The 11,962-nt window shown below is 72.8% G+C and carries 11 protein-coding genes; 7 read left to right on the top strand and 4 right to left on the bottom strand.

Going from position 1 to position 11,962, the window contains the following annotated elements:
* Window positions 1-99: 99 nt before the first annotated feature.
* The 3 genes from MMF93_RS14680 to MMF93_RS14690 all read left to right on the top strand — a co-directional run bounded on the left by MMF93_RS14680 (window position 100) and on the right by MMF93_RS14690 (window position 3,523).
* Window positions 100-1,140, top strand: coding sequence for a hypothetical protein (locus MMF93_RS14680; RefSeq protein WP_242751725.1), 1,041 nt, complete (start codon window positions 100-102; stop codon window positions 1,138-1,140).
* 336 nt (window positions 1,141-1,476) lie between these two features.
* Window positions 1,477-2,196, top strand: a complete 720-nt coding sequence (locus tag MMF93_RS14685) for a TetR-like C-terminal domain-containing protein (RefSeq protein WP_242751726.1) — start codon at window positions 1,477-1,479, stop codon at window positions 2,194-2,196.
* 328 nt (window positions 2,197-2,524) lie between these two features.
* Entirely contained in the window at window positions 2,525-3,523 is a 999-nt protein-coding gene (locus MMF93_RS14690) for an aldo/keto reductase (RefSeq protein ID WP_242751727.1), read from the top strand.
* A gap of 150 nt (window positions 3,524-3,673) precedes the next feature.
* Here the strand turns inward: MMF93_RS14690 and thpR are convergent, their stop codons facing one another.
* From thpR to MMF93_RS14705, 3 genes are all read right to left on the bottom strand, one after another.
* Window positions 3,674-4,255, bottom strand: coding sequence for an RNA 2',3'-cyclic phosphodiesterase (gene thpR, locus MMF93_RS14695; protein WP_242751728.1), 582 nt, complete (start codon window positions 4,253-4,255; stop codon window positions 3,674-3,676).
* Window positions 4,256-4,486: 231 nt separating this feature from the next.
* A complete protein-coding gene (locus MMF93_RS14700) occupies window positions 4,487-6,028 on the bottom strand; it encodes an MFS transporter (RefSeq protein ID WP_242751729.1) in 1,542 nt (513 codons plus the stop codon).
* Window positions 6,029-6,061: 33 nt separating this feature from the next.
* A complete protein-coding gene (locus tag MMF93_RS14705; RefSeq protein WP_242757573.1) occupies window positions 6,062-6,439 on the bottom strand; it encodes a MarR family winged helix-turn-helix transcriptional regulator in 378 nt (125 codons plus the stop codon).
* A gap of 355 nt (window positions 6,440-6,794) precedes the next feature.
* Between MMF93_RS14705 and MMF93_RS14710 the strand changes: the two genes are divergently transcribed.
* Window positions 6,795-7,025, top strand: coding sequence for a hypothetical protein (locus tag MMF93_RS14710; protein ID WP_114020266.1), 231 nt, complete (start codon window positions 6,795-6,797; stop codon window positions 7,023-7,025).
* A gap of 138 nt (window positions 7,026-7,163) precedes the next feature.
* Here the strand turns inward: MMF93_RS14710 and MMF93_RS14715 are convergent, their stop codons facing one another.
* Window positions 7,164-8,639, bottom strand: coding sequence for an NCS2 family permease (locus tag MMF93_RS14715; RefSeq protein WP_242751730.1), 1,476 nt, complete (start codon window positions 8,637-8,639; stop codon window positions 7,164-7,166).
* A gap of 206 nt (window positions 8,640-8,845) precedes the next feature.
* Between MMF93_RS14715 and MMF93_RS14720 the strand changes: the two genes are divergently transcribed.
* The 3 genes from MMF93_RS14720 to MMF93_RS14730 all read left to right on the top strand — a co-directional run bounded on the left by MMF93_RS14720 (window position 8,846) and on the right by MMF93_RS14730 (window position 11,934).
* A complete protein-coding gene (locus MMF93_RS14720) occupies window positions 8,846-9,106 on the top strand; it encodes a DUF2530 domain-containing protein (protein ID WP_242757574.1) in 261 nt (86 codons plus the stop codon).
* A gap of 57 nt (window positions 9,107-9,163) precedes the next feature.
* Window positions 9,164-11,578, top strand: coding sequence for an HAD-IC family P-type ATPase (locus MMF93_RS14725; RefSeq protein ID WP_242751731.1), 2,415 nt, complete (start codon window positions 9,164-9,166; stop codon window positions 11,576-11,578).
* A 119-nt stretch (window positions 11,579-11,697) separates the two neighbouring features.
* Window positions 11,698-11,934 (top strand): hypothetical protein, encoded by a 237-nt coding sequence (locus MMF93_RS14730; protein WP_242751732.1) that lies wholly within the window; start codon window positions 11,698-11,700, stop codon window positions 11,932-11,934.
* Window positions 11,935-11,962: the final 28 nt, after the last annotated feature.

Raw genomic sequence — 11,962 nt, forward strand, 5'->3', positions numbered from 1 at the left:
CACAAAAACCGCTCAACCGTCGATACGGTCACTTTCCGCACTGCGCGCCGGCAGCCGCACCCGGCCACCGGTCCGGCCCGTGAGGAAAGGACTGCCCGTATGACACCACGTCACCGCACCCTCCCCCGCCGGGCGGTGTGGCTGCTGTACGCGCTGGCCCCCGCGCTGTGCGCGTTCGCCGCCGCACCCGGCACCCCCGCGGCGGCGGCAGCCGGGCGGGAGGGCGCGGGCGTGACGCTCCCCGTGCAGCAGCACTCCTCCCCGCTGCGGACCGTCTCCACCGCCACCTACCGGCTCGACGCCGGGGAGAAACTCGCCCTGGACACCCCCGCCATGACCTTCTCCGTGGACTCGTGGGGCTCCGGCCGGCCCACCAACATCGGCACCACCCTGCTGCTCACCTGCACCGGCCCGGACGGACGCCCCGCGCTGCGCGCGCACGACGGGGCCAACCTGACCCCCGACGAGCGGCACAGGGACCCCGACATCCGCGCCCTGCTCGTCGCCAGGGACAGCGGAACCCACCGCTGCGAGCTGAGCGCCTCCGCCTACAGCACCGCCCGCGCCCCGGGCATGACGGTACGGCTGGCCGGGGAAGAGCCGCTCGACGGCGAACGCGGACTGGTGAGCACCCGCGCGAGCCGCGACGCCGCCACCTGGACGCGCCCCGCCGCGCAGGGCGACCTGCTGCTGTCACCCGGCACGGTGGCCGAGCCGATGACCACGCGCAAGAGCGTGAGAGCCACCGGCCCCCTGCCCCGCACCCGCGTGGACCTCGCGCTCGACGCCGAGGTCACCGCCTGCAACAGGGCCGACGCCTACGGCCTGTGCGCGCAGCGCCCCGCACACGCCTCGGGCGCCACGCTCGCCTCCTGGGTTGAGGTCCAGGGGCTGGACGAGGCGGGCGAGCCGGTGGGCGCACCGCGCAGGTCCCCCACCCGGACGCGGACGGTGAGCGCCGCCAAGCACCACACGATGCTGCACCACACGGTGCGGGTCTCGGTCCCCGGCGAGGTCGAGCAGCTGGACATCGCGCTCAAGACGCAGGTTGTCTCCGGGGATCACATGGTCTTCCACGCGGGCTACGGCTACGCGCGCGGCGTCCTGACCAAACCGCCCTCCGGACTGCCCGAGATCTGAGTCGACCGCGTCGCCCCGGGCCCCTCGGAGCTCCCGGGCGCCCGCGCCGCTCGGCGAGGGCGGCAAACCCGGCGATATCCCGCCGACTGCCGCATCTTTCGCGTCGGAACAGACCGGCGCCCGTCATCCGGCGCGGCCGGTGCGTCAGACTGTCGATCATGCGTGAGCCCGTCGACCGCACCCGCCGCACTTCTCGTGAACGCCCCGTACGCAGCGGCCCGAGACCGTGCGCACAGGGCGCTCACCTCCCCCGACTAATGCGCGCTGACGCGCACTAACTGGTATGACAGTAACCGGAACGCTTCCCTCGACGCAACGCGGAACCACAGCCCGAACATGACCGAGCCACGACCGCACGGATCCGCCCGCCCCGGAGGGCGGACCGCCCGCACCCGCACCGCCGTCCTGGCGGCCGCCCGAGAAGAGCTCCGCACCCAGGACTACGCCTCCCTCACCGTCGACCTGCTCGCCCAGCGCTCCGGAGTGCACGCCGCCACGATCCGGCGCCGCTGGCGCACGGTGGAGGGCGTCATCACCGACCTGCTCGGCGAGCACGGCACCAGCGCCATCCCCATCCCCGACACCGGCGACCTGCGAGGCGACCTGCACGCCATGGCGGGCAACATCGCCGGCTTCCACGCCGACCCCGGCAACCGGCGCCTCGTCGAGGGCATCGTCGCCGCGGCCGCCAAGGAGCCGGGCGCCGAACAGGTGCTGCGCGAGACGTTCGGAGGCCGGCTGCGCCAGGTCTCCGTGCTGCTGGACCGGGCCGTCACGCGCGGTCAGGTGCCGCCCGACACCGACACCGTGGAGGTCATCGCCGCCCTCAGCGCCCCCTTCTACTACCGGCTGCTGATCAGCCGCCGCCCCCTCGACGCCGAGGTCGTCCGCACCAGCGCCGAGTCCGCATACCTGGCCGCGACGCGCGGCGTCTTCCGCCGCCGCGCAACGGATGCGCCGAACGGCACGCCCCCGGACAGCACGCCTTCGGACGGCCCGCCTTCGAACGAGGCACCCCCGGACGGCGCCACGCCGGGCGACACGGCCAGCGGGTGACGCGAGCCACGGGCGGCAGGCCGCCCGTGGCCACAAGACCGCAGGCCGCCGCGGGCCGCGGCCCGCAGGTCCCGGGCGGCGGGCCACAGGCAGCGGGCGGCAGTCCGCAAGCCACAGGCAGCGGGCCGCAGACGGCAGGCCACGGGCGGCAGACGGCAGGCCGCAGGCCGCAGGCCACAGGCAGCAGACGGCAGGCAGCAGGCCGCAGGCCGCAGGCAGCAGGCCGCAGACGGCAGGCAGCGGGCCGAGGGGGGGCTCAGGTCGCGCGCGGGAGGTAATCTGCCGCGCCGCTTGCTTTGAGCGCACTCCAGCCGCCTAGCGTGGCCGTATGAGGTACACGCAGCTCGGACGCACGGGACTCAAGGTCAGCAGGCTCGTTCTCGGCACGATGAACTTCGGGCCGCAGACCGGCGAGGCCGACAGCCACACGATCATGGACGCCGCGCTGGACGCCGGCGTCAACTTCTTCGACACCGCCAACGCCTACGGCTGGGGCGACAACAAGGGCCGCACCGAGGAGATCATCGGCAGCTGGTTCGCCAAGGGCGAGGGGCGGCGCGACAAGACGATCCTGGCGACCAAGGGCTACGCCAACATGGCGGGCGACGGCGTGCCGCCGTGGCCCAACCACGACAAGCTCTCCGCCGTCAACATCCGCAGGTCCGTCGAGGCGAGTCTGCGGCGCCTGGGCACCGACCGCATCGACCTGTACCAGTTCCACCACGTCGACCGGGCCACGCCCTGGGACGAGATCTGGCAGGCGATGGACGTCCTCGTGCAGCAGGGCAAGGTCCTCTACGTCGGCTCCAGCAACCACGCGGGCTGGCATCTCGCCCAGGCCAACGAGACGGCCGCGCGGCGCGGCTCGCTCGGGCTGGTCAGCGAGCAGTGCCTCTACAACCTCGCCGAGCGCCGTGCCGAGATGGAGGTCGTCCCGGCCGCGGAGGCCTACGGGCTCGGGGTCATCCCCTGGTCGCCGCTGCACGGCGGGCTGCTGGGCGGCGCGCTGCGCAAGGCGCGGGAGGGCGGCGGTGGCCGCACCGCGTCGGGGCGCGCCGCCACCGCGCTGGAGGATCCGGCCGTCAGGGACCGGATCGAGGCTTACGAGAACCTGGCCGCCGAGCACGGCCTGGAGCCCGGCGAGGTGGCCCTCGCCTGGCTGCTGTCGCGGCCCGGCGTCACCGGGCCGATCGTCGGTCCGCGCACCGCGGATCAGCTCACCTCGGCACTGCGCGCCGTCGAACTCGACCTCGGCGACGCACTGCTCGCCTCGCTGGATGAGATCTTCCCGGGGCCGGGGCCCTCCCCCGAGGCCTTCGCCTGGTGAGGACCGCGGCTCAGTGACCGCTCAGTGCCGAGGCCAGGACGACCACGACGAAGAGCGCCACGAGCACACCGGTCACGATGCGCATTCTGGTCTTCGCGTTCACGGGCACCACGGTAACCGGCGGGTGCGACAGGCCCCGGCCCGGCCCCGTCACCCGCCCAGTGGCCAGCGCCCCACCGGCTCGTACCGGGGCTGTGCGCCCGAAACGCCGCTGGTGGGCAGCTCGCTGCGGACGAGGAGCAGGTCCCGTGCGCCCCAGCTGGAGCCCGCGAAGGGCTCCAGCTGGGCCACGTAGGGGCGCAGGTCGGTCGTGGGGCGGTTCCTGGCCCGGGCCAGTGTGAGGTGCGCCCTGAACGAGGGGTGCGCGTCGGCGGGGAGTACGCCCGCGCGGCGGCCCGCGGCCGTGGTGGCCGCCGCGAGCCGGGTGAGGGCCGCGCGGTCGGTGTCCTGGTGCACGCCGGCCCACAGGGCGCGGTCGCCGAAGCGGCCGCCCGCCGCCAGGCGCAGCGGGACGGGACCGCGCGCGCGGTGCGCCACGCGGGCCAGGCGGGCGCCGAGCTCGTCCGCCTGCTCCTCGGGCACCTCGCCGTAGAAGCTGAGCGTGAAGTGCCAGCTCTCGGGTGTGGTCCAGCGCAGCTCCCCGGCGCCGGGGAGGCGGGTGAGCGCGCGCGTGAAGCGCGCCAGTTCCGTCACCGCCTCAGCCGGCGGCCACAACGCGGCGAACAGTCTCATGGGGCCGGACTCTGCCACAGCCCACCGGGTGCCGGGTCCCGGACGGGTTTCCCGCGCCGGGGGCCCGGACGCGCCCCGAAGGGGCGCGGGGAACTGCTCCCCCTGGGGGCACCTCCCGGCCGGAGGCTGGGGGACTCCGGCCGGGAGGTGCCCCCACCAGCCGCAACCCACCCGCGGACCGCCCACTGCGAACAGTGGCACCCCTGCCGGTACCAGCCCGCAGGAACATCCCTACGCCGCCTCCGTCACCGCCTCCCGGCGGACGAAGCGGACCGGCGGCTGGCCGCGCCGCAGGCTCACCGCGGGTCGCAGCCCCGCGATCCGCGCCAGCACCAGGGCCACGGCCACCGCCGCGACGGCGGAGATCAGGCCGCCGGCCAGGAAGCCCATGCGGGCGCCGAAGGTGTCGGTGATCCAGCCCATGATGGGCCCGCCGATGGGGGTGCCGCCGACGAAGACCATCATGAACAGGCTCATCACCCGGCCCCGCATCGCCGGGTCGGAGGCGAGCTGGACGCTGGAGTTCGCGGTCACGTTGAAGGTCAGGCCCGCCAGCCCGATCGGCGCCATCAGCGCGGCGAACAGCCAGTAGGAGGGCGAGAGCGCGGCCACCATCTCCAGGACGCCGAAGACCAGCGCGGCGCCGGCCATCAGCCGCATCCGCGACTGGCCGCGCCGGGCCGCCAGCAGCGCGCCCGCGACGGAGCCGACGGCCATCAGGAAGTTCAGGGCGCCGTAGGTGCCCGCGCCCTCGTGGAAGACGTCGCTGGTGAAGGCCGTCAGCCAGATGGGGAAGTTGAAGCCGAACGTCCCGATGAAGCCGACCAGCACGATGGGCCACAGCAGTTCGGGGTGGCCGCGTACGTACCGCAGGCCCTCGCGCAGCTGGCCCTTGCCGCGCTCCACGGGTTTGCTGGTGTACAGCTCGCCCGCGCGCATCATCAGCAGCCCGATGAGGGGGGCGGCGAAGGAGAGGCCGTTGATCAGGAAGGCCCAGCCGCCGCCGACGGCGGAGATCAGCACGCCGGCGACGGCGGGGCCGACCAGCCGGGCGCTCTGGAAGTTCGCGGAGTTGAGCGAGACGGCGTTGCGTATCTGGGTGGGTCCGACCATCTCGGAGACGAAGGTCTGCCGGGTCGGGTTGTCGACGACGGTGATGAGGCCGAGGACGAACGCGAGCGCGTAGACGTGCGCGACCTGCACGTTTCCGCTCAGCGTGAGCGCGGCGAGCACCAGCCCGGTCAGGCCCATGGCGGACTGGGTGGCGAACAGCAGCGTGCGCTTGGAGCAGCGGTCGGCGATGACGCCCCCGTACAGCCCGAACAGGAGCATGGGCAGGAACTGGAGCGCGGTGGTGATGCCGACGGCCGTGGAGGAGCCCGTGAGGCTGTGCACGAGCCAGTCCTGGGCGATGCGCTGCATCCAGGTGCCGGTGTTGGAGACGACCTGACCGAGGGCGAAGAGGCGGTAGTTGCGGATGCGCAGCGAGGCGAACATCGAGGTCTTCGCACCGGCTTCCGGCGCGGCGCCGCGCTTGTGCGGCGCTCCTCGCGACGCGTCGTGTGCGGCGGCGGGCGGGGTCCCCTGCCCGGCGGCGCTGTGCGGTGCTCCTCGCGGCGCGTTGGGGGGTGTGCTCTGCGGCGCGTTGGGGGGTGGGCTCTGCGGCGCGTCGTGCGGTGCGCCCTGTGACGCGTCCTGCGGCGCCTCGTGCGGGTGGGTTTCGTCGGCTGCGGATGGTGCGGGTGCGGAGTCTGCTCCGTGGCCCGTACTCAAGCGGCTTCGCCTCCTGTTCTCGGTCGTATCTCCTTACAAGTGCGCCAGCTTCTCCAGCACCGGCGCGGCGGCGCGCAGCGTCGCCCACTCGTCCTCGTCCAGTTCCTGGACCAGTTCGGCCAGCCAGGCGTTCCGCTTGGTGCGGGCCGCGGCGAGCATCGACACGGCCTGCCCGGTCTGGGTGACCACCTTCTGCCTGCGGTCCTCGGGGTGCGGCTCGAGCCGCACGAGCCCCTTGGACTCCAGCATGGCGACGATCCGCGTCATCGACGGCGGCTGCACGTGTTCCTTGCGGGCCAGCTCGCTGGGGGTGGCCGAGCCGCAGCGGGCGAGGGTGCCGAGGACCGACATCTCGGTGGGGCTGAGGGATTCGTCGACGCGCTGGTGTTTCAGCCGCCTGGACAGGCGCATCACTCCGGCGCGGAGCGCGTTGACGGCGTCCTCGGCCTCCTGGCCGGCCGCGGGCGCCTCCGCGGCTCCGACGGCTTCCGCCGTCCCGGTGGCCTCCGTGACCTCCGTGGGGTCCGTGGGGTCCGCGGCCTCCACGGCCTCGGCGAGGTGAGCGGCCTCGCGGAGCATGTCCGGCACGCCCGGTGGGGGCCCGTCCGCGAGTCGCGGAGCAGGGAGCTGTTCCGACATAATTCTTAGCTTACCTCATTACTCCGTCTAAAGAACACGGGTTGCGGCCTGCATGGGCTCACACGTACGAGTGAGTCGGGACACATTCTCCGGACAGCGGCCGGGGTGGGTTCGCGACCGTTGTCGTATGACCAGCCTGACTCCTCCGTGTGACAACGACCACCACGGGCAGCCCGACTCCCAGGTGCTCAGCCTCCGTATAGAGGCCGCCCTGTTGGAGCGGTTGACCGACCACGCGGCCAAGCGCGGGATGAGCGTGCAGGACTACGTGGTCCGCACGCTCGTGCGCGACGACTTCGACGAACGCTTCAAGGCGTCCGTCGAGGAGACCGAACGCTTCTACGGCCGCTCCGCATGAGCCACCCGGCCACTGCGCGCACCGCCCGCTCCCCGCACCGCCCGCTCCGCGCGCCGCCGAGGTCCTGGCCCGCACACACCTGTGCCCCTCCCGCGGCGGAGAGGGGCACGACGGCGCGCCGGGCAGGCGGCGGCGGAGCTACTGCACCCCGAGCAGCTGTTCGATCGGGTTGAGGAGGAAGTAGACGAGGAAGCAGAGGCCGACGACGTTGAGCAGCCACGGGATCTCGCGGATCCGCCCCGCGGCGGCCCGCAGGACGATGAAGGCGATGACGCCCATGCCGATGCCGTTGGTGATGCTGTAGGTGAACGGCATCGAGACGATCGTCAGGAACGCGGGGATGGCGACGGTCGCGTCGCCCCAGTCGATGTCCCGCACGTTGGCGGCCATGATCAGGAAGCCGACGACGAGCAGCGCGGGCGTCGCCGCCTGCGAGGGCACCACCTTGGCGAGGGGGGTGAAGACCAGCGCGAGGAGGAAGAGCCCGCCGGTCACCACGTTGGCCAGCCCGGTGCGCGCGCCCTCACCGACGCCCGCCGTGGACTCCACGAAGCAGGTGTTGGCCGAGCAGGAGCCGACTCCGCCCGCGGCGACGCCGACGCCGTCCATGAACAGGATGCGGCCCATGCGCGGCAGCTGCCCCTGTTCGTCGGCGAGCCCCGACTCCTCGCCGACGCCGATGATGGTGCCCATCGCGTCGAAGAAGCCGGACAGCAGCACCGTGAAGACAAACAGGCAGCCGGTCAGCCATCCGACCTCGTGGAAGCCGCCGAGCAGGCTGATGTCGCCGACCAGGGAGAAGTCGGGCGTGCCGACGACGGAGTCCGGCACCGTGGGCACCGACAGGCCCCAGGCCGCGTCCGGGATCTTGGCGACGGCGTTGATGACGATGGCGACGACGGCCATGACGACGATGCCGATGAGGATGGCGCCCTTCGCCTTCCGCACGGTCAGCACGAACATCAGGACGAGGCCGAGCACGAACACCAGCACGGGCCAGCCCTGGAGCTGCCCGCCGATCCCGAGCCCGAGGGGGACGGTGGTCTTGGCGGCGTCCGGGTTGCGGGTCACGAAGCCGGAGTCCACGAGGCCGATGAGCGAGATGAACAGGCCGATGCCGATGGCGATGGCCCGGCGCAGCCCGTTCGGAATGGCGTCCATGACGCGCTGCCGCAGCCCGGAGGCCACCAGGATCATCAGCACGATGCCGGCCAGCACCACCATGCCCATGGCGTCGGGCCAGGTCATCTTGGGCGCCAGCTGGAGCGCCACCACGGCGTTGATGCCCAGCCCGGTGGCCAGGGCGATGGGGACGTTGCCGATGACGCCCATCAGCACGGTGGTGAGCCCGGCCATCAGCGCGGTGGCGGTGACCAGCTGCCCGTTGTCGAGCTGGTGGCCGTACTTGTCGGTGCCCGCGCCGAGGATGATCGGGTTCAGCACGATGATGTACGCCATCGCGAAGAAGGTGGCGAGCCCGCCGCGCAGCTCCCGGCCGACGGTCGAGCCGCGGTCCGAGATGCCGAAGAAGCGGTCCAGTGCGGAGCGGGGAGCGGGGGGCGGGGTGTCTCGCGGGGAGCCGGGGGAATCGACCGGGCTGGCCGAAGCGGGCATGGGTGACCTCGGGTACGTGCTGACGAAGCGGAACGGAGGGGTCCGACTGGATCAGCTTGGACAATCGCACGAAAGAATCCAGCCATCTCCAGTTGGTTTCAGTATGAACAAACGAACGGCCTGATCGCCAACTCCGCCCCCTGACCCTCCGGCGCCCCTCGCTAGGCTGGGGTCCTGACAGGACCGGAAACGAGGGAGCCGTGGCGATGGGTCTGATGGACAAGTGGACCAACGGCGAGCGCGAGGCCCCGGAGCCGCTGGAGGGCAACGTCGTCGGCACGGTCGTGACCGGCACCCTGATCTGGCTCGTCCTCTTCCTCGGCCAACTCCCCTTCTACGGCTGGTTCGCCGACAAGGGCCACTCCTGGTGGGTGTGGACCTGCGCCGCCGGAGCGGGCCTGGGCTGCGTCGGCATCTGGTACGTGCGCGCCCGGGACAAGGCGATCAGGCGGGCCCGGCAGGACTGAGGCGGCGCGAGGCGCCACCGTCCTCCTCGCACCCCGAGTGCCCCGTACCGTCGAAACATGACACTTGCGGGCGAAGGTCTCACCGAGGCGGAAGTCGCCGAGCGCGTCGAGCGCGGGGAGGTCAACGACGTCCCCCCGCGCAACAGCAGGTCGGCCGCCGACATCGTCCGCGCCAACGTCCTCACCCGCTTCAACGCGCTCATCGGTGTCCTCTTCCTGATCATCCTGGTCGTCGGCCCGCTCCAGGACGGCCTCTTCGGCTTCGTCATCGTGGCCAACACGGGCATCGGCATCATCCAGGAGCTGCGCGCCAAGCGGACGCTCGACAACCTCGCCGTCATCGGGGAGGCCCGCCCCCGGGTACGGCGTGAAGGGCGCACCACCGAGCTGCCCACCGACCGGATCGTGCTGGGCGACCTGATCGCGCTGCGCCCCGGCGAGAAGTGCGTCGTCGACGGCGAGGTGACCGAGGCTGACGGCCTGGAGGTCGACGAGTCCCTGCTGACCGGCGAGTCCGACCCGGTCGTCAAGCGGCCGGGGGACGCCGTGCTGTCCGGCAGCTTCGTGGTGGCGGGCACCGGCGCCTTCACCGCGACGCGAGTGGGCCGCCAGGCCTACGCGGCGCAGCTCGCCGAGGAGGCCAGCCGCTTCACGCTCGTCCGCTCCGAACTGCGCGGCGGCATCAGCCGACTGCTGAAGTACATCACCTGGATGATGGTCCCGGCCGCGCTCGGCCTGATCCTCAGCCAGCTCGTCGTCGAGCACAACGACGTGCACGAGGCCGTACGCCGCATGGTCGCCGGCATCGTGCCGATGGTGCCCGAGGGGCTGGTGCTGCTGACCTCGGTGGCCTTCGCCATCGGCGTCATCCGGCTGGGCCGCAGGCAGTGCCTCGTCCAGGAGCTGCCCGCCATCGAGGGCCTGGCACGGGTCGACGTCGTCTGCCTCGACAAGACGGGCACCCTGACGGAGGGCGGCATGGACGTCGCCGAGGTGCGCCCCCTCGACGGGGCCGACGAGGCGTACCTGGCCCGAGTGCTGGCGGCGTTCGGCGCCTCCGATCCGCACCCCAACGCCAGCCTCCGGGCGATCGGCGCGGCCTACCCGGCGCCCGGGGACGGCCCCGACGCCTGGCGCCTGACCGCAACCCTGCCCTTCTCCTCCGCCCGCAAGTACAGCGGTGCCGCCTTCGCCGAACCGGACGGCACCCCCAGCGCCTGGCTGCTGGGCGCCCCCGACGTGCTCCTGACGGCGGGTCACCCGGTCCTGGCCGAGGTGGACCGGCTGGACCGGGAGGGCCTGCGGGTACTGCTGCTGGCGCACGCGGCGGACGGGCTGCCGCCCGGCGGCGACGGCAGGCCGGACCCGGGCCCGCGCGCCGACGCCGACGACGGCCGGGCAGACCCGGAGCCCGCGACGCGTCCCGCGGCGCTCGTCGTCCTCGAACAGCGGCTGCGGCCCGACGCCGGGGACACCCTCGCCTACTTCGCCGAGCAGGACGTCGACACCAAGGTGATCTCGGGCGACAACGCGGTCTCCGTCGGCGCGGTCGCGGCGAAACTCCGGCTGCCCGGCGCCCAGCACCCCGTCGACGCGCGCGAGATGCCCGCCGACCGCACCTGCCTGGCCCGCGCGGTGGAGGGCGGAACGGTCTTCGGGCGGGTCACACCGCAGCAGAAGCGGCAGCTGGTGGGCGCCCTCCAGGCGGAGGGGCACACGGTGGCGATGACCGGCGACGGCGTCAACGACGTCCTCGCGCTCAAGGACGCCGACATCGGGGTCTGCATGGGCTCGGGCTCCGAGGCGACCAAGGCGGTGGCCCAGATCGTGCTGCTGAACGACAGTTTCGCGACGCTGCCGTCGGTCGTCGGCGAGGGCCGCCGGGTCATCGGCAACATCGAACGGGTCGCCCACCTGTTCCTGACCAAGACGGTCTACTCCGTGCTGCTGGCCGTGCTCGTCATCTGCTGGCAGGTCCCCTACCCGTTCCTCCCCCGCCACCTGACGCTGCTGTCCTCGCTGACCATCGGCATCCCCGCCTTCTTCCTCGCCCTGGCACCCAACAGGGAACGGGCCAGGCCGCACTTCGTGCGGCGCGTACTGCGCTACGCGGTGCCCTGCGGGCTGATCGCCGGGGTGGCCACGTTCGCCACCTACCTGCTGGCGCGGCACCACTACAGCGGCGCCGGGGCGCTGGCCGCCGAGACCAGCGCCGCGACGCTGACCCTCTTCCTGATCGCCATGTGGGTGCTGGCCATCGTGGCGCGGCCCTACACGTGGTGGCGGGTGGGGCTGGTGGCGGCGATGGGGGCCGCCTTCCTGGTGGTGCTGGCGACCCCGTGGCTCCAGCGCTTCTTCGCGCTCAAGCTGGTCGGCGCCGTCGTGCCGTGGACCGCGGTGGGGGTGGCCGCGGTGGCGGGCGTCCTGCTGGAGGCCGCGTGGCGCCTGGTGGCCAGGCGGCTGCCCGCCTGACCGCTCCAACGGGTGCGCACCGGGTGGCGGAAGGAAGGGTCGCGGGGGCGGGCCCGCGGGGTAACGATGTGCTCGCCCAGCACACCGGAGCCCCACCTGAGCACCGAAGGAGAGCGGCCATGCCCGTCTGCGAGGTCTGCGACAACGACTACCCCCACACCTTCGAGGTCCGCGCCGCCGGGCAGGTGCACGTGTTCGACTGTCTGGAGTGCGCGGCCCACAAGATGGCGCCCGTGTGCGAGAACTGCGGGTGCCGCATCCTGGGCCACGGCATGGAGGCGAACGGCCAGTACTTCTGCTGCGCCCACTGCGCCCGCACCCAGGGCCGCACCCAGCTGGCCGACAGCGCGCCCTGATCCAGCCAGACCCGGGCGGAAGACCCTG

This window comes from Streptomyces tubbatahanensis, from assembly GCF_022699385.1.
Lineage (GTDB): Bacteria > Actinomycetota > Actinomycetes > Streptomycetales > Streptomycetaceae > Streptomyces > Streptomyces diacarni.